Raw genomic sequence first — 17817 nt, 5'->3', positions numbered from 1 at the left:
ACAGGTAGATAGTTTACGCTCATAATATTACCACAGTCTGTACATCAACAGAAATTTTAACTAAGCCTGTAACCGATTTGTCAAAATTCCCAATCCTTCTATTTCGATTTCCACTACATCTCCCTTTCTTAAAAAGCGTGGGGGATTGAAGCCTTTTCCGACTCCAGAAGGTGTTCCTGTCGCAATGACATCCCCCGGCAACAACGTCATTCCTTTAGACAGGGTGGAAATAATCGTCGGAATGGAGAAAATCATTTGTCCCGTATTGGAAGACTGGCGGATTTCGCCATTGACCTTCGTGGTGATGGACAGATTCTGAGGGTCATCCACTTCATCCTTTGTCACAAGGGATGGACCCACGGGGCAGGTTGTATCCAGGCTTTTCCCGATGAAAAATTGGCCATGCTTTTTTTGGAGGTCTCGGGCTGTGATATCATTCAGGATCGAATAACCAAACACATGGTCCATCGCTTCTTCAGGAGAAATCCCTCTCCCTTTCCTTCCTATGATGACGGCCAGTTCCCCTTCATAATCAAGCTCCTCCGTGATGTCATCATGATGAAGCACCGTTTCCCCGTGACCGATGACCGTGTGGGTTGCTTTCGTGAAAATCATGATATTCTTCGGGATATCCTGTTCACCGCCCATTTCAATGGCATGTTCACGATAGTTCTTTCCTACACACATGATGTTTCTCTTCACTCTCGGAATCGGGGAAAGCCACTGCACTTCATCTTTTCGGAATGATGGAAGAGCTCCTCCCTTTTCCCTAAGAACCGCTTCCGCACGTTTAAGAAAATCTTCCCCGGCTTCGATTCCCTGAAGTAAATCCCCGGGTAATTCATCCACCCCCGCTAAATCAATGATCCTTCCTTCCACTTCCACTCCATATGTTTCGTTCCCCTCAACTGCATAGCTAACGAATTTCATCCTTCTTCATCCCCTTTTCCAGTTTTACACTTCTCCCTTTTTCACAACATTGCGTCTCCCATAACTTAATACTCGCCAAAGCTTTTCAACAGGTCCATATTGAAACTTGGATAACCAAATTTCAGAAAGAATCACCTGTATGACATAAATCCCCACTGCGAGCATCGTCCCTGTCGTTAACGTCACTTCTCCGTAAAGTCCAAACCCATAGGAATAGAAAATCAGGGTGCCAATGATGGATTGCATCAGGTAATTTGAAAGGGACATCTTCCCTACTGAAGCGAATGGCTTGCTCCATTTCATCATTTTTTCATTCAACAATAATAATGAAAGGATTATTGCATAAGATACTGATAAGAACGGACCTCCTAAAAAGTCCTGTATATAGCTGTAAGCGAAGTTGGACTCAATGAGTAACGGCAGCGATTTAATGATGATTCCAACGAGTAACGTACATCCACCCGTTATCATCCAAACCTTCTTATGCTTTCTGACTTTGCTCAATAGCTGAAGTTTACTTGCGCCTGCCCCGATCATCATCATAGGAAGAATCGAAAGTAACAAGAATAAAAGATTGTCAGGTGAGTTCACTATATACCAGTCCTGAAAGCGCTGTTCCATGATACTGCTGAAGCTTCCTGACGCATAGGCGGCGACCGAATCCTGCAATGCGGCAATGTTCGTATAATTGGTCACACCCGTGGGATCAGAGAATGTCATCAACACTAGTAAAATACTAAAGAACAACTGCGGCATGAGAAATAGAATTCCTCCAAGCCACATTAAGCCCTTCCCGGAAAGCCGCATGAAACCAAGAAGGATCAGACCGAAAACGGCGTAATTTATCAGAATGTCCCCTGACCAGATCAGGAAGGCATGAATACAGCCGATACCCAATAAAATAAGGAGTCTTCTTACCCCAAACAGGTAGAAGGACGTTCCTTTCATCGTTGCCCTTTGCTGCTGAATCCCCAGCCCATAGCCAAACATCATGGCGAATAAGGGATAGAAACTCGCTTGGACCAAAACATCAATCCAAGGAAATAATGCCGTATCTTCAGGCGTTTTCCACCAGGTATACGGATCAAGGTACAGAAACGGTGAATGGAAGGAAATCATGTTGATGATAAAGATGCCAAGCAGAGAGAATCCCCTGATCACATCGAGAGTTACAATACGTTCTGATTGTTCAATTGGCGACAAGTTGTTCATTCATTTTCCTCCGAAATCATTGATCTAATTTCTATTCTAACCTGAAACGGTCATTTAGGCGATTATCACCTATTCATGTTCTTAACATAGAATAACAATAATTAACTTAGTCTTAAAGGTGTGAGTCAGAATGCCTGCAATTGTAGGAATAGCACAAGTCATAAACGTCGGTTCCAGTGCCGTCTTTCACATTGGGGACGTCTTTAACATCAGTCCGATATCAACAGCCAAAACCTTTGCCGGTGCAGGTTCATTTATTACAGGTAGAGGGATTTCCGTCTATAATGAAAGTTCCTTGACCTACACGGTTGACGACGATGGAATGGATCAAGGAATAAACTTTACCCTATGAGTGTGATGCGAAAATGACGAATTATTATGTTCAACAATCCATACAGATACATTTCATTAAAATCGGGGGAATGTCCAATTCTTCTGTATTGCAGATTGGTACATGTGGACAAATAAATACAAATGACTATCTGTATAATACCGGTGGTTTCACAGAACCTGCTCCTGAAGCAGAAAAGAACGGGAGTGTGTCACAGGGACCATCAGCATCTCCTTTAGTTCCTCTTCAAAGGCCTTAAAAAGAGTCCGCGACAAGAAAAGAGGTGGCAGGATGACTAATTACTATATGACACCCCAACAACTGTATCAGTATATCGACATGTTGAATTCGAGAATTGTCGCGTTAGAAAAGAAAGTAGATGAGCTCTCACAGGAATTGACGACGATCAAAGATACCCCCAAGATCAATGTTGAAAAAATTGAATATAAGTTCGATCAGCTTAAAGTCGAGTCTCTGGACGGCACATTGAACATCGGCCTTAATCCAAGTAATTTAAAGGATACGATAGAAGATTTGGCCGTGGATCAGAATGTGAATGTCGATTCGATTAAAGACCTGACTCCTTATAAAGAAAGAATAACGAAAGAAATACAAGCGTACATTCAAAACGAAGTACCTGCCCTGATTCAAGACAATGAAATGCAATTCCAACGATCCCTCGATCCTTCCTATTATGAAATGGTGCAGCAAGACCTTCTGAATCAGATGCCGCAGAGAATCGATTTCTATCTGGAGAACATACCTCATGTCGAGTCCAAACAATCTGAAGGGGAATGGGAAAGAAAAATCATTTCAAAAATCAAACAGGATATTCAAACGGCACTCTTCTCCTTTATGTCCCAGATGCCGGAGAATATGGAAGGGATGAATAACAATGAACCTCCAAGTAATCAATCGTGAATTGTCAGTCGGTAATATCGAGATTGCAGGGGTGGCGAGCTCGTCTCTCGTCCTGATCGGGGACGCCGATATCATTCAGCTGACTTCTGCATTCGATACACCGCCAGAGTCATTGATCGTCGGTCCATTCGTTCCACTGACACCGAAAGGATGATTGATGTTTAAGCGTTATTCGATTGTAAACAAATTAGATGGCATAACGTTATCCTTTAGCTCTCTCTATCAACTAGGCGATTCCGAAAATATAAATGCTCTATCCTTTGCCTATGCGGTCCAACGAGAGAAAGAATTTTTCTTGACGAGTGAAGGAAGTTTTGATTCTGATGTTTTTCAAGGTCCACTGAAAAAACCTCCCATCGATCCAACAGTGAGAGTCAACAGACTGAACCTTTGTCCGATCAAAGTGGATCAAATATTTGTAAAGGCTACAGCGTTCTCTTCCATTATCCATATTGGAAATACGTCAAATGTTGCCATGGAAGCAAGGGTAAAACATATCCGACAACTTGAGCCTAAAAAACATGAAGAGCTGGAAAACTTTGAAACCATAGACCAGCCGGACTAGAAACCCGTAGAAACGGGGAACATGAACATTCTAACCTATTCCACATAGGTTAATTGTATAGATATTTTTTGAAGAGGATGTTGAATATGCCCGCTTTAGTAGGTCCTGTCGCTATTCTTAATGTAGGCGGAGGAAGTGTACAGTTTGGGGATACAGGTATCATCTCCCCTAAGTCCGCATCGAAAACGTTCAGTGGTTCTGGTGGATTCAATACCGGACCATTTCAACTGAGCTACAATGTATTTAGTGTTAATACAACATTTGATTGCAACGTGGTAGACCAGCCAATTACCGGAAATAACTAAAAAACCAAAAAGCCCACCAGCAGGCTTTTTGGTTTTTTTGTATCGACTATCTCTTCTTTCTTCGCTCGTGACTTTTCTTTGTTTTGATTAACTTCGTAGGCGGCTGCTTACGGATCCATTTTATGAATGCATGAATCTTCTCATCTTTTCTTAACTCTTCAATTGAATTCAATCTAGCGCCAAGCTCGTCATTTGTGTAAAGGGAATGAATCTGTTTGTGACAAGGGATGCATAGTTGTGCCGTGGGGAGGAATGTTCCCCCGACCTCCTTAGGTGTGAGGTGATGAATCGTGATCTCTACATTTCTCCTGGCACATAACTCACATGCACCAATTGCTCTTTTACTCATCTTTCACCATCCCTCAATAAGTGTTTAGTATAGGTATTCCCCTGTAGTAGCAAAAAAATGGGCTGGGAGATAACTAAATCCATTTGCTCTAAAGGAACAATAAAAGTTGGGATCACTTGTGTTACACCGCTATTGATTTCCGTGCAAGACTTCGCTTTCCTCGGGCGGAAGGCAAGCCTCCTCGTCGCTAACGCTCCTGCGGGGTCTTACCTATTCCGCTTTTCCCGTAGGAGTCTTCGTCTTGCACTCCAATCAATAGCTAGAACCTGCTTTATACACTGAACGTGCTTTAGCAATAATTATAAAAGGAACATTTCACCAGAATGTTATACATACACAGACTGCAGGTTTCGAATCTTCCCTCATTTTAGATGTGTTGGAGTAAAATGAGTCATTCACGTCAGGTTGGACAGTAATCGGTAAGAGTTGGTGAATGTGAGGGTAAAGCAATCTTTACATTATATTGTGATAGTGAAAACTTACACTTGGAAAGTTGATTGGAGCGGAAGGTGCTCGACTCCGACGGGAATAGCGGGAAAGCCTGAAAAGCGGAGGTGGCTTGCTCAGCCCCGACAAGCATAAGATGAATGGGCTAAGAAGGCGTTTTGTGCCTTCTTGGACCATTTAGCTTATGACCTCGAGGGGCTAGCCACCGGAGCTGGATCTTGAGACCCCGCAGGTCAAAAGCCCGAGGAGGCTCAACTCACGCCCCGCGGAAAGCGAGCACCTGCAGCGGAAATCAACCACTACTCGCTACATCTAAAAGTGAAAGTATTTATGTAAACAGCTAAATGATTAATCCGAACGATTTCGAGTGATCGTTCAGATATTCATTTAACAAAACACTTCGAAGCTAATGCCCCGAAGTGTTTCCTTTTATAACTCCAACACATGTCCTCCATCGAAGAAATACAGATACTTTTCTGCTACCGGTTCCTTCCAAATGGATTCCAGTGCCCGGGTGTATAATTCGATTTGTACTTTATACCTTTCTTCAAGGACTGGCCTCGCTTCAGTGAACCCGCCCTGATAGCGGTCATGGATACCGTCTGTCTTGTAATCCAATAGGACGATCCCCGACTCATCCCTGAATACACAGTCGATGACCCCTTGAACAAGTATGGTTTCTTCAGGTGCTTCTTCACCCGTTTCCGATATTTCACTAAGGGGGACGCTCATACTGAATGGGATTTCCCGCTCTATATTCCGGGCGTTTGCCATCCTCTGACCGAGTCCACTCTTGAAGAAGCCTGCGATGTGTTCGACTGACACCGCCAGTTTCTGTTCTTCCGTCAGGATTTCTTTCTGGACAAGCCTTGACAAAAGATCTTCAACCTTTTCCTCTGTCGGCACACCATCGTCAAAAGAAATATGCTGCATGACTGTGTGCATGGCTGTTCCCTTTTCCGCAGGGGACAGTTCCTTCGATTGCATGAACTGAGGTCGATTATACACAGGCTTCTGGTGCTGCCTCAGGATATCAATACTTGAGGCTTCATCCCGTACTTCAACCATCCGTTTCAGCTCTGAAACCGATTGTTTTGAACGTAGGTTTGTAGCACGTATATGAGGGTATTCCCACGACAGACGTTCTAATACCTCTTCTTGATGGGATGACACAATATCCACCACTTCACCATTCTTCACTTTCTCCTGCCACGTTTTTTCTTCATTCATTTTCTCATCCTCGTCCGCGATCAACTCGGATTTATGAATTTTCGTGATCTGAAAGCAGGAAGGGTGTTTGAGAATCTCTTCATTCATCAAGCCGACTCCTGACGCTCCTGACGAGCCAAGCTCCCCACACTGTGGATGACGCATGAGGGACGGACCTATCCAATCAAGATAAGAACTCGCCCCGGCCCGGTCATAATCAGATAATAACCAATCTGTCTGGCTTAAAGCCCCTCGCCATTTCTTCAGCGATTTCTCCAGGCTTTTCACTGTGCCGACCAGATATAACTTCTCCTTGGCCCGGGTCAATGCCACATACAGCACCCGCATTTCCTCCGAGATTGCTTCCATTCGCTTCTTCCGCTTGAACGCCAATTGGGGAAGGGACGGGTAGCTGATTCGTTTAGCTGCATCAGTGTATTTCACGGCCAATCCCAGGTCTTTATCTAATAAGTATGCTGCATTCAGATCCATCAGGTTGAATTGTTTAGAGGTCCCGGCGACAAATACGACGGGGAACTCAAGGCCTTTACTGGAGTGGATCGTCATTAACCGTACCACATCTTCCTGTTCACTCAGGGCTCTCGCCACTCCGAGGTCATCTCCCCTTTCCCTCATCCTGTCAATGAATCGCAGGAATCGGAATAATCCCCGGAAGGAAGTTTCTTCGTATTGCCGGGCACGGTCATAAAGAGCCCTGAGATTAGCCTGACGCTGCTTCCCACCGGCCATCCCTCCTACATAGTCATAGAATCGGGTATCCCGGTACAATTGCCAGATCAATTCTGTCACAGAGCCCTGCCTTGCCTTCGTCCGCCAGTTCCCAAGATGATAAAGGAACACTTTGACCTTTTCGAATGTTTCTTCTTCACGGGGATTGCCCGGCTTTTCACTGGCAAATGTCTTCAACGCTTCGTAATACGTCCCTGCCCTGGAATGGATCCGGATACTGGCAAGACCCTGCTCATCGAGTCCGACAATCGGAGATCTTAGAACGGACGCAAGGGGGATATCCTGGTATGGATTATCGATCACTTTCAGCAGGGAAAGCATAATGGCAATCTCGGTCGCCTCGAAATATCCTGTAGATAAATTTGCATAAATCGGTATTCCCTGGCGCTTGAATTCTTCCATGATTTCTGCCGCCCAAGGCATGGAGCGAAGCAGGATGACGACGTCACGGTACTGTATCGGACGCTCGGTCTTCGTTTTGGCATCATAGACCGGTGTCCGCTCTTCGATCATCCTTTTCACTTTGTTAGCCATATAACGGGCTTCAAGGACTGATTTCTCGATATCCCCTTCATCAAAGATGGACAGCCCCTCTTCATCACCACCGCCAGACGGTTCCTCCGATTCCTGATCGATGATGGCCACTTCAATCGGATATTCCGTTTCTTCCGGATACGGAGCACCTTTTACAAGTTCGGCTTCCCTGTTGTATTCCATTTCACCGACCGATGGACCCATGATCTGTTTAAATAAGAAGTTCGTCCCTTCTAGCACTTCTTTCCGGCTTCGGAAGTTTTGGGAAAGATCGATCTTCAATCCGGCTTCCCCTCTCTCGGGAAGAAAACGGGTATACTTTCCTAAAAACAGATTCGGTTCCGCTAATCTGAATCGGTAAATGGATTGCTTTACATCCCCCACCATGAACCGGTTTCCAATTTCTTCACGTTCCTCAGTAATGAGGAGGAGGATGGATTCCTGAACCATATTCGTATCCTGGTATTCATCCACCAGTACTTCTTTGAACTTATTTTTGTAAAGATTCGCTGCTTCTGAAGGAACCAATGCTTCAGATGAAGGGTCCCTTAATATGTCGAGACAAAAATGTTCCAAATCAGCAAAATCGACGAGTCCCTTTTCTTCTTTCACTAGCCTGAAACGGGTACCGAATTCGATCACCACTTCCGCCAGGGTGTGGATCACGTCCTTCATCTTCCGCATATCTTCAAGGAATGAACCGGGTCTTCTTGAAAAGAAATCCTCCTGAATCTTTTCCAGTGTCTTCTTTCCTTGATCCCGGAGTTTCTTCGCTTCATCCACTATTTCTTTATCATAATCGTCCCCCCTGCATGCTTTCAGCTTCGTAAAGGGCAGGGTTTGTATCGTTTCATATAAAGTGTTCCAGGAAGTTGCGAGACTTTCCTCCAGGCTCTCGACGATCTCGATATCGCTTAAGAAATTCTCCGCTCTCGGACCAGGCCCCCCCGGCACACGGGTGAGATCCAGCGCACGCTGAAATAAGCTTTTTGCACCATGAAGCTGTAATCGGATATCTGTCAGAAGAGGCTCAATAAAGGAAAGTTGATCGATTTCCTTCCCCTCTTCCACCTCATACAGATCCTTGAGTCTTCTCAACCACTCATCGGGGTTCGGATGGGAGCGGGAAAAATCATACAGCTTCCTGATCATATCCTGCAGGGCCCCGTCACTCCTGTCATTCGTAAATGTATCGACGAGCCTAAAGAAGTCCTGATTATCTTCCTTGCCGTATTCCTCTTCAAAAAGATCATCAAGGACCTCATCCCGAAGCAGGTCTCCTTCGGTCTCATCTGCGATCCTGAATCCAGGATCGATATCAATGAGATAATAATATTTTCGTATCACTTCGAGACAAAAGGAGTGCAGGGTCGAAATGGACGCCCGGTTCAGTAAACTGAGCTGCTTCCTTAAATGGCGGGAATGGGGATCCTCATCGATTGCCTTCTCCAGCGCCACGCCGATCCGATGTCTCATTTCAGCCGCTGAAGCATTGGTAAAGGTAACAACCAATAACTCATCCACGTCCATCCTGTCTTCTTCTGAGAGGATCTTCTGAATGATCCTCTCTACCAGGACAGCTGTCTTACCCGACCCTGCCGCTGCAGCGACAAGGATGTCCTGCCCTTTTGCCCAGATCGCCTTCCACTGATCATCCGTCCATGTAACATGATCCGGCTTGACTGGAATACTGCCATTATTCATTGGATTCTGCCTCCTCTCTCACTTTCCGTAATAAATCTTCCGGTTTCGCTGTCGGCAGCACTCTGTACTCGTTTTCCTCCAAAGACTGATCAAATTGACAGACGGAACGGTACGAACAAAATTGACACGGGGTCCGGTCCTTCAGCTTATAAGGAGCTATATCCGTCTCTCCTGAAATGATCCGGTTCCCTGAGGCTTCATAGAGCTTTCTGACATGTTGTCGCATATAATGAAAGTCTTCACCTGATGCCGCCTTCGAACGGGAAGATAACGTACCGTCCTTCTTGATCCCTGCTGAAATGATATCGGAGTTCCCCGTATCGAGCGTCTGGTCCATCAATCTGACAATGTCGGAATCCCCAAGGACGAGGCCCTTCATCTTAAAGCTCTTGAAAATTTCGTTCTCGATTTGATCCATTGTCAGGATCTTCTTGCTGTTGATCATCGGGTTGTGAACGTGGAAATAGAGGACACCGGCAGGCTTCGCTTCCTTTCCGACGAACTGTTTTGAATTGGTTAACACAATGTCCAAATACGTCAGCATTTGCAGGGCCAAACCGTAATAGACTTCCGTCATATCCAAATCCCTGGCGCTCGATTTGTAATCGACGATTCTGAGATACACCCCGTTTGCATCCTCCGCTTTATCCACCCGGTCAATCCTTCCCTGCAGCTCCATCTTCGTCCCATTTCTCAATTGGAACTGGAACGGCGGCAGAGTCGCCTGTGGACCGAATCCAAGCTCCACCCCGACAGGCACAAACCCGCTGGCCTTTGCATGTTCACTTAGAATGAGGCTTGCCCTGCCTATGATTTGCTCAAGCTTCTGAGCGATATAATAGTGCCGGTTCGAGCTTAATAGGATCTGATGCTGCAGCTTTGGTGCTAGCATCATGACCGCTTCTTTCGCCAACTGCAAACACTGGGATTTCGAGAGTGATGCCCATGTCAGTCCATGTCGATCCACTTCTTCTGAGATCCATTTTAAAGCCGAGTGGAACATTTCACCGATATCCGGTGCCTCTAATTTGAAGAAATCCCGTTCCCTGAGCTTCAGTCCGTGACTCGCAAAATGTGAGAATGGGCAACTGTGAAAGAGCTCCATCCGGGAAACACTGGCAAGGATATGGTCCCCGTACAAATCTTTGCTCGTATCTTCTGACAATTGATTTCCGCGATTTTCATAAAAAAGGCTCGACAGGATATGCCCGGAATGCCATTTCCAATCATTGGACTCAGTATAAAAATTATACACATCCCACCAGAAGTCATGGATCGGATACTCCCTCTTCTTTAACTGAAGCTGCGACGTCAGATGGGAAATCGTCACATTCGGATGACAGACGTAATGAAGCTGATCTTCTTCGGATAGTTCCGACGGTTCATTGATGAGAAGCTTTGTATGTGAATCCGGGAACATTTCATTCAATCTCTTAATGAACGAGGAAGGCAAGAGCGCCTTTCCTTCTTCATTGGCGATAGGATAGCTGATGAAAAGGCGTTCGGCCGGAGTCGTGAACGCTTTATACGCCACAAACTCTTCATCCAACAGCTTCGTCCTGTTACTCGGGGCGATCTTGAATCCCCTTGTGATCAATGACTCACGATCTTCATCGGACAGGACTCCGTCTTCATTCATTTTCGCAGGGAGAACCCCGTCATTCACTCCAATGATGAACGCGGCTTTGATATCGCCAAGCCTTGATTTCTCGAGATCTGCAATAATGACCTGATCAATGGCAGGAGGGACTAAGGAGAATTCCATCGTTTCAATCCCTGCATCAAGGATGGATGAGAATTTCTTCATGGTCGTTTCTTCATCACCAAGCATCTCTACATATTGATCAAGGAGATCCATCACCGCCGACCACGCCTGGTCATGTTCCCTTGCTGCGATCAAATTTCCTTTTTCCTCTGCTTCGATGCGCATCCGTTCAAGCTTTGCCGGTATATCCAGCTCTTCAAGATAAAGATAAAGGGCCTCACAGTATTCCCGTCCCGTGGCGCGCTTCTTTAATCGTTTTCCCAGTCGGATGATCGGAGCCGAGATAAATAACCGCAATTCATTGATCTCGTGCTCAAGCTCCCTCTCCCGGTCGGTCTGAGGTGCGTCCACATGTTCAAGACCCCTGAAGCGACGGTATTTCCAGCGGTCTTTCTTCGTCCACCGGTCTCCCTTTATTCCATAAGCGAGCACATAGTTCTCCAGCCGGTCCATCTTTTCACGCAAATCGGTTGGATTCTTCTGATATGGAAATAAAAGGTCTGTCTTCACTGCCCGGAAGACCGGCTCATACCTCAAGTTCGTGTTCATGATCTCAAGTGTGGAGCGAATGAGTTCGATGAGAGGATGGTTCAGCATCGTCCGCTTCTGATCAAGGAAAAAGGGGATCGCATAATCCTGGAAAATCGTTTCGACCTTATCACGATAATCCTGGCTGTTCCGAACCAATACGGCGATATCCTTGTAGCGGTATCCTTCTTCCCGGGCAAGCTTTCTGATCTCCCTGGCGATTCCTTCTACCTCAGCCCGACGGTTGGACGCTTCGAGGAATTCAATGGTGTCCTTTCCTCCCTCATAGGGAATCGTTGGACGCTCTTCAAAATGACGCTCTAAATGAAGCATCGTTTCACTCTGGTAGCGAATCGGTTTAGTGAGTACCTCTTCATTCACCGATACCTCTGACACCCTGCATATATCCTGAAGGGTATGATAGGTTTCGTTTGTCATCCGATACAGGCTCAACTCGTTCATGGCGTCGATTGGCTGCTCAGGATCCGTTGTAAGGGCAACCGTCACTTTTTTCGTATGTTGTATGAGCTGATCGATAATCAGGTATTCCTGTGGAGTGAAACTATGAAAGCCGTCTATGTAGATCTCTGCCTTTTTCAGGAGGTCGGAGTTTTTCACATGATCAGCCAGCAGTTGAAAATAATCTTCCGAATCAATGTACTTTCCAAAAAGCTTTTCCTCAAAATTTTCATAAATCAGTTCAAGGTCATGAAGCTTATCCTTCAATACCTTGGAGCGATCACTTTCTCCCTCGAATCCCAGCAGGTCCGCTGGCGTTATGCAGTAGCGTTTGAACTCCTTGACAATCGCTTCCACATGATGAATGAATCCCGGCTTGTCCGATGCCTTTGTGAAAATATGGAGATTCTCCTTGTTTTCGTCTATGATCTTCCGGATCATCATATTCAAACCGACATCAGATAGGTGATAACGGCTCATTCCACCGGTTTCCTGGAGGATCTTCCACGCAAGGCGGGTGAAGCTGAACACCTGTCCGCGGATCATACCATTCAATCCAGGCGTGTTTACGAGCTCGTATTCAGATATAAAGGACATTTGATCCGGTACGATATAGATGATTGGATCTCCATTCGGGGCTTCCAACAAACTCTTCTTCATCTCATCCAATATGTGATGGGTTTTCCCCGTACCGGAGCGTCCGAGAATAAAACGTACAGACATCCTCTCACTCCTTTTCTTATATTCTATCTATTCTACCCAAGAGGGTTTATGAATTTTTGTATAGGTTCATTATAGTACACAACCACGAATCTTTCCCGTCTCAATTTTGATTGAAAATATTTGGAACATCCGCATACAGTAAAGATAGGTAGGTGATATCATCATGAATCCAAATTTCAACAGAATTGCTGCTGTCCTGGTTGTGATGGCCGTGATGGTGGCTTGTAATATTTACACCTTCATCCCCATTTATGGAAGCATCTCTGCCACTCTTTCCATTCCGCAAAGTGAAGTCGTCATGGCCGGAACTTCATTTATCTTTCTCTACGCATGCGGATTATTAACCTTTGCCAATGCCGCAGATCATTTCGGCAAAAAAAAGATCCTCGTCTGGGGGATGCTTGCATCTGCCGTTTCTTCAGGACTCGTTGGACTATCTGCAGACTTTTGGAGTTTATTTATCACGAGGGGATTACAGGGATTTTGTCTGGGGAGCTTTGCACCTGTCGCATTTGCCTATACGTATGATTTGTTTTCAGGAAAGCAACGGACCCTGCTTCTGGCCTTCATCAATTCAGGATTTCTCTTTGCCGGTATCCTCGGTCAGTTGCTCAGCGAAGGAATCACACGCTTCTCCGGCTGGTCTGCAGTGTTCTTCTTTTTCGCGGTGGTGTACGCTTCCCTTTTCTTAATCGGAAACCAGACTCTTCCATCAACAAACGTTGTATCTGTTTCACCCTCACAACAACTCGCCACCATCGTAAAGCTGCTTAAGAGAAAAGAACTCCTTTACTGTTACGGAATCGTCTTCACCCTTCTCGCTACATTCATCGCCTATTATGACAGCTTGACTCGCTACATGTCAGACGATCCCGGCCTGCTTTTCCTCACCAGGTCAGTAGGACTGATCGGAGCCGGTTTATCCCTTTTCACCGGCCGTCTTATGGAGGCACTCGGAATCTACAAAACTCTGTTTATCGGAGTCGCTTTATCGCTGATAAGTGTGGGGGCTGCTTTCATGTTTGCATATGATCACGAACCCTTCATCATCATTCTTTCTTCCATTCTTTTTGTCTCGGCGATCTCCTTATTGATCCCGACCGTCATCACCCTGATCGGAAATATGAGCGGAAAGGGACGAAGCCAGGCACTCAGCCTCTACTCCTTTCTATTATTAGGAGGAACCAGCGTGGCACCGTTGGTCATTATGCATCTGACTTTTGTACAATCGTTGTTTCTGTTGGTGGGCTGTTTTTTATTTCATGCATGGATGGGGGGCTTGTTATATGCGGGGCGGAAGAGGTGGGGGACGGGTGATTAGCGCCACTCATCCATTCGTTCCAGCAGATTTGAGGTGTGGAGCCCGAATTTGGAGAGTGTCTGTAGCAAGGAAATTGACACTCCTGGGGTTAATTGCGTCATTTTGGGCCGGGATTGCGTCGTTTTTTGATTAATTGCGTCATTTAAAATTTTATTGCGTCATTCTGGTTGGTTATTGCGTCATTTGACAAATAAAGGGATTGATCGAACCCTCGCTCCCCCTCACCCCATCAAAAAAAGAAGGACACCCTCATCCTTCTTTCCATTCATCCACCAATAACCCATACAGGATCATGTCATATCGTTTCCCGTCTCTCTGCAGGAACTGACGGAAGCTTCCTTCTTTCACGAACCCCAATGATTCATATAAACGGATCGCTCTCTCATTATACGAAAATACCGTTAACTGAAGACGATGTAAATTCAACTCATGAAAGGCGTATGCCAGGAGACACTGCATGGCTTCCCTGCCGTATCCATTTCCCCATGACTGCTCGTCACCGATGGAAATCGAGACCCATCCCACTCGATGTGTCCACAGAATTCCGTCCAACTCAACAAATCCGATGATCCTGCCGTCATCCTTCAGACGGACGGCAAAACGATAGGCATTGTCACCGGGATCGCCCATCCATTTCTTGATTTCCTCTTCTGATTTCGGTTTATGGGGGAGGGCATCCAATAGTCTTTGCACTTCTTCATTTGCATTCCATTCCCTTATTGCCGAAACGTCTTCTTCCTGAAATCCTGAGAGATATATTCTTGTACCGGATAATAACCGTTTCATCATTTTCACCTCGTCCTATGTCATTCGAGATGTTCCGTCATTTTTCCTTTATTGCCCTTGTAAAAGCTTTGTCAACGCCTGTTTATTGACTTTGCCCACATCGGTTTTTGGTAATTCTTTCACAAAGTGATAGTCCTTGGGGATCTTATACTTGCCGAACTTCTGCAAGCAAAATGACTTCACATCCTCCGTTGATATACCAGCACCTCTTTGTAACGAAATAAAGGCTGTGACGACTTCCCCCCATTTTTCATGCGGCAAACCGATCACCGCACACTCGGAAACGTCAGGGTGTTCGCTTATCCAGTGTTCGAGCTCCTGAGGGTAAATATTCTCACCGCCTGAAATGATCATGTCTTTTTTCCGGCCGACAATGTAGTAATCTTCATCCTCATCGAATTTCGCCAGGTCCCCGGTATGAAGCCATCCGTCTTGTATCACCTTTTGTGTTTGTTCAGGGTTCTTCCAATATTCTTTGAATAAATGATCCCCTCCTAATAAAAGCTCCCCGACTTCCCCCTGGCCGACAGGATTCCCCTCGTCATCGATGACCTTCACCCGGTTCAACATCATCGCTTTCCCCACCGAACCCTTTTTCATACGGGAAGGGTCAATGTAGAAATTATTCGGCCCGGCTTCTGTCAAACCATACCCTTCCTTAAAGGGAATCCCTTTTTCTTTAAAAAATTCATATACTTTCCCTGGACAAGGGGCTCCTCCGGATAAAAACACCTTCATCTTCGGGAAAAGGGTAGACTTGAATCCCTCCTTTTCCATCAGCAGATGATACATGGTCGGTACAAGGAGAACAATGCTGCATCCATATTCATTTAAAGCCAGTATCACCTGTTCCGGATCGAACCTCTCAGCGACCACGACCTTTCCCCCTATCATTAAAAGGGGAATCGATAAAGCATTTAATCCACCTGTATGAAAAGTAGGCAAATACGTCACGGTGCAATCTTCTTCGATTAAATTCCAGCTCACCACTGTATTCAGGGCATTTGACGTCACTGATTTGTGTGAAAGGACGACCCCCTTTGGACTCCCCGTTGTGCCCCCTGTATAAATCATCAGCCAGGGATCAGAGAGTGAGAGAATAGGAGTGTATGACATACCTTTGTCCACTGAGTAAACTTCCCCTGCAACATCATCTATACAGAGTTGCGGGCAACATGTAGAAATTGAAGAAACGAGGAGTTGAAGTTCTTTTTTATAAAATAGGAGACTCGGGGTACAATTCTTTGTAATCGATTCAATCTCAGCTGGCGCTAACCTCCAATTGAGTGGAACAAACACAGCCCCAATCTTTCCACAAGCAAACAAAATCTCAAAGCAGATCGTATGATTCGTGGATATAAAAACTACACGGTCCCCTTTCACAATCCCATGATCACACATATATCTAGCCCACTTAGACGCCCTGTCATCTAAAGTACGGTAATCAATCCTATCGTCCGTGGCAGCATTCAGTAACGCAATCCGGTCAGGAGAGATCATTGATCGCTTATGCAACCAATCTGTGACTCCTTCCATACTCATCTCCTCCTTTTGGTAGTTGTATCCATCATAAGGATCAGAGGTTACAAATGAGTTACAGGCCGTGCCTCCTTCAACGAAAAAAAAAAGACCCGGAAGACTCCGGGCCCAAACGCTTTACCAGATCATTTCTGCCCACTCGGGGTGATCGATGAATGGATTTCGATTTCCTTGATACTGTTCATAGATAATGTTATTCCTGCGGATTTCCCTTTCATCAACGGGATCTTCTTCGTTCCATTCAAGGAGTACAGACATTTTGCCCATATAAGGGGCACTTCCGTTGTTGACGTTATTGTTCATTTCCAAATCCACTTCACCACTGTCCCCTTCATAGCGGACATCCATGTAGAAAATCATCCGTGCCACGTCGCCTTTCACTTCATCACGAGGCTCCCATGAATCGCTATCATAATAGTTTCCAGGGGCTTCACTCTGCTCGTTTCCACCATTATCGAAGTCAAGGTTTCCTCTTGTTGAGTTGACCGTCACATCCGTCGGTCTTAAATGATGAAGGTCCGTCCCCGGGCCCTGAGCCGTTCCGAAATCACCATGGGATTTAGCCCACACGTGTTCACGGTTCCAGTCGTTCACTCCGCCGCCGTTTGTCGTTTTCGATTGTGAACGTCCTGAGTAAAGGAGAATGACATTATTGGGATTGTTGGGGTCTTCATCCGTATTCCGCAACGCCCCCCACACAGCATCGTACGAAAGGGTTTGATGGTCATCGATGATGTTATGTAGTGCGGTTTTCAGTGCTTCACCCGTTTTCCCTTCAGCTGTGTTGTAATATTCTTCATCAGCCGGTGGGTCGGTTGGTTCCGTTGGAGGATCGGTCGGATCGGTTTCCCCGCCTTCCAACGATTCAAACGCCGATGTCGACTTCACTCCCGGGTGGGAAAAATAGGCTGTCAAGCTTCCCGTCACCTTGATTTTTTCACCCATCAGTCCCGGGTTACTTTGAAGGCCGAAGCTTGAACGGTAAGAAGATGGAATTTGGACATACACCATTTGATCAGTATTGGCTTCTGACGGGGAATCCGCTAATGCCAATGCATAATCGTTCGGAAATTGATTTGTGACAACCGATGATTCTGAAGTCGGCTGTCCGACCACATATCCTTCTACGGACTGTGTGGATCCATTTTGATTTGAGACGGCCTGGTCCACCGTATAAGGGGAATTCCACGTCCCATTTCCTGCAGCACTCATTTGACTGGGGGATACCTGACTGCACGCAATCGTAAAAATAAATACAATGGCAAAAATACCGATGACTTTTTTGTGTATAGACTTCAAATTGCTTCGCCTCCTTTGAATGCATTACACATTTAGCGTACAATATCGATTGTCATTATGGGGTAAATTTTATGTAAAAAAGGGAAAATGAGTCAAATTTCACAAGGTTCAGATGGTGATTTTGTTACATTTCAGCAACG

15 protein-coding genes are annotated in these 17817 nt (G+C 45.7%); 7 read left to right on the top strand and 8 right to left on the bottom strand.

Annotated features, from left to right (window positions below; all coding sequences use genetic code 11):
- Positions 1-60 precede the first annotated feature (60 nt).
- Positions 61-930, bottom strand: a complete 870-nt coding sequence (locus tag M1J35_RS10360) for a fumarylacetoacetate hydrolase family protein (RefSeq protein ID WP_229595800.1) — start codon at positions 928-930, stop codon at positions 61-63.
- 24 nt (positions 931-954) lie between these two features.
- Positions 955-2142: a DUF418 domain-containing protein gene (locus M1J35_RS10355; protein ID WP_224520485.1), complete on the bottom strand. Its 1188-nt coding sequence runs from the start codon at positions 2140-2142 to the stop codon at positions 955-957.
- A gap of 130 nt (positions 2143-2272) precedes the next feature.
- Here M1J35_RS10355 and M1J35_RS10350 point away from each other — a divergent pair, with 130 nt between their 5' ends.
- The 6 genes from M1J35_RS10350 (at position 2273) to M1J35_RS10325 (ending at position 4264) form a co-directional block, all read left to right on the top strand.
- Entirely contained in the window at positions 2273-2494 is a 222-nt protein-coding gene (locus tag M1J35_RS10350) for a spore germination protein (RefSeq protein ID WP_224520486.1), read from the top strand.
- 13 nt (positions 2495-2507) lie between these two features.
- Positions 2508-2732, top strand: a complete 225-nt coding sequence (locus M1J35_RS10345) for a spore germination protein GerPB (protein WP_224520487.1) — start codon at positions 2508-2510, stop codon at positions 2730-2732.
- A gap of 32 nt (positions 2733-2764) precedes the next feature.
- The gene (gerPC, locus tag M1J35_RS10340; protein WP_229595796.1) at positions 2765-3394 is read left to right on the top strand and encodes a spore germination protein GerPC; all 630 of its coding nucleotides are present in this window, start codon (positions 2765-2767) and stop codon (positions 3392-3394) included.
- Positions 3369-3548 (top strand): spore gernimation protein GerPD, encoded by a 180-nt coding sequence (locus tag M1J35_RS10335; protein ID WP_224520489.1) that lies wholly within the window; start codon positions 3369-3371, stop codon positions 3546-3548. Before gerPC ends, M1J35_RS10335 begins: the two co-directional genes overlap by 26 nt.
- Positions 3549-3551: 3 nt before the next feature.
- Positions 3552-3959, top strand: a complete 408-nt coding sequence (locus tag M1J35_RS10330) for a spore germination protein GerPE (protein WP_224520490.1) — start codon at positions 3552-3554, stop codon at positions 3957-3959.
- A gap of 86 nt (positions 3960-4045) precedes the next feature.
- Entirely contained in the window at positions 4046-4264 is a 219-nt protein-coding gene (locus M1J35_RS10325) for a spore germination protein (protein WP_034763373.1), read from the top strand.
- Between the two features lie 46 nt (positions 4265-4310).
- Here the strand turns inward: M1J35_RS10325 and M1J35_RS10320 are convergent, their stop codons facing one another.
- The 3 genes from M1J35_RS10320 to addB form a co-directional block, all read right to left on the bottom strand.
- Positions 4311-4613 carry a hypothetical protein gene (locus tag M1J35_RS10320; protein WP_034763372.1) on the bottom strand — a complete coding sequence of 101 codons (303 nt, stop codon included), beginning with the start codon at positions 4611-4613 and terminating at the stop codon, positions 4311-4313.
- Positions 4614-5489: 876 nt separating this feature from the next.
- Positions 5490-9257 carry a helicase-exonuclease AddAB subunit AddA gene (gene addA / locus M1J35_RS10310; protein ID WP_254653565.1) on the bottom strand — a complete coding sequence of 1256 codons (3768 nt, stop codon included), beginning with the start codon at positions 9255-9257 and terminating at the stop codon, positions 5490-5492.
- Positions 9250-12732, bottom strand: a complete 3483-nt coding sequence (gene addB, locus M1J35_RS10305) for a helicase-exonuclease AddAB subunit AddB (RefSeq protein WP_254653564.1) — start codon at positions 12730-12732, stop codon at positions 9250-9252. The genes addA and addB overlap by 8 nt, the downstream gene beginning before the upstream one ends.
- Before the next feature lie 163 nt (positions 12733-12895).
- Here addB and M1J35_RS10300 point away from each other — a divergent pair, with 163 nt between their 5' ends.
- Entirely contained in the window at positions 12896-14053 is a 1158-nt protein-coding gene (locus tag M1J35_RS10300; protein ID WP_254653563.1) for an MFS transporter, read from the top strand.
- Positions 14054-14302: 249 nt separating this feature from the next.
- Here the strand turns inward: M1J35_RS10300 and M1J35_RS10295 are convergent, their stop codons facing one another.
- From M1J35_RS10295 to M1J35_RS10285, 3 genes are all read right to left on the bottom strand, one after another.
- Positions 14303-14842, bottom strand: coding sequence for a GNAT family N-acetyltransferase (locus tag M1J35_RS10295; RefSeq protein ID WP_371928724.1), 540 nt, complete (start codon positions 14840-14842; stop codon positions 14303-14305).
- Between the two features lie 45 nt (positions 14843-14887).
- Positions 14888-16375: a class I adenylate-forming enzyme family protein gene (locus M1J35_RS10290; RefSeq protein ID WP_224520495.1), complete on the bottom strand. Its 1488-nt coding sequence runs from the start codon at positions 16373-16375 to the stop codon at positions 14888-14890.
- Between the two features lie 120 nt (positions 16376-16495).
- Positions 16496-17590, bottom strand: a complete 1095-nt coding sequence (locus M1J35_RS10285) for an endonuclease (RefSeq protein ID WP_254653733.1) — start codon at positions 17588-17590, stop codon at positions 16496-16498.
- Positions 17591-17817 lie beyond the last annotated feature (227 nt).

Source organism: Rossellomorea sp. KS-H15a (genome assembly GCF_024195245.1).
Classification (GTDB): Bacteria; Bacillota; Bacilli; order Bacillales; family Bacillaceae_B; genus Rossellomorea; species Rossellomorea vietnamensis.
The sequence above is the reverse complement of the archived record's forward strand: the minus strand, read 5'-3'. Positions and strand labels throughout refer to the sequence as shown.

Bases quoted from the DNA above. Each gene is read 5' to 3' on its own strand.
- M1J35_RS10360 (WP_229595800.1), bottom strand. From the start codon at position 930: ATGAAATTCGTTAGCTATGCAGTTGAGGGGAACGAAACATATGGAGTG.
- M1J35_RS10355 (WP_224520485.1), bottom strand. From the start codon at position 2,142: ATGAACAACTTGTCGCCAATTGAACAATCAGAACGTATTGTAACTCTC.
- M1J35_RS10350 (WP_224520486.1), top strand. From the start codon at position 2,273: ATGCCTGCAATTGTAGGAATAGCACAAGTCATAAACGTCGGTTCCAGT.
- M1J35_RS10345 (WP_224520487.1), top strand. From the start codon at position 2,508: ATGACGAATTATTATGTTCAACAATCCATACAGATACATTTCATTAAA.
- gerPC (WP_229595796.1), top strand. From the start codon at position 2,765: ATGACTAATTACTATATGACACCCCAACAACTGTATCAGTATATCGAC.
- M1J35_RS10335 (WP_224520489.1), top strand. From the start codon at position 3,369: ATGAACCTCCAAGTAATCAATCGTGAATTGTCAGTCGGTAATATCGAG.
- M1J35_RS10330 (WP_224520490.1), top strand. From the start codon at position 3,552: ATGTTTAAGCGTTATTCGATTGTAAACAAATTAGATGGCATAACGTTA.
- M1J35_RS10325 (WP_034763373.1), top strand. From the start codon at position 4,046: ATGCCCGCTTTAGTAGGTCCTGTCGCTATTCTTAATGTAGGCGGAGGA.
- M1J35_RS10320 (WP_034763372.1), bottom strand. From the start codon at position 4,613: ATGAGTAAAAGAGCAATTGGTGCATGTGAGTTATGTGCCAGGAGAAAT.
- addA (WP_254653565.1), bottom strand. From the start codon at position 9,257: ATGAATAATGGCAGTATTCCAGTCAAGCCGGATCATGTTACATGGACG.
- addB (WP_254653564.1), bottom strand. From the start codon at position 12,732: ATGTCTGTACGTTTTATTCTCGGACGCTCCGGTACGGGGAAAACCCAT.
- M1J35_RS10300 (WP_254653563.1), top strand. From the start codon at position 12,896: ATGAATCCAAATTTCAACAGAATTGCTGCTGTCCTGGTTGTGATGGCC.
- M1J35_RS10295 (WP_371928724.1), bottom strand. From the start codon at position 14,842: ATGATGAAACGGTTATTATCCGGTACAAGAATATATCTCTCAGGATTT.
- M1J35_RS10290 (WP_224520495.1), bottom strand. From the start codon at position 16,375: ATGGAAGGAGTCACAGATTGGTTGCATAAGCGATCAATGATCTCTCCT.
- M1J35_RS10285 (WP_254653733.1), bottom strand. From the start codon at position 17,590: ATGAGTGCTGCAGGAAATGGGACGTGGAATTCCCCTTATACGGTGGAC.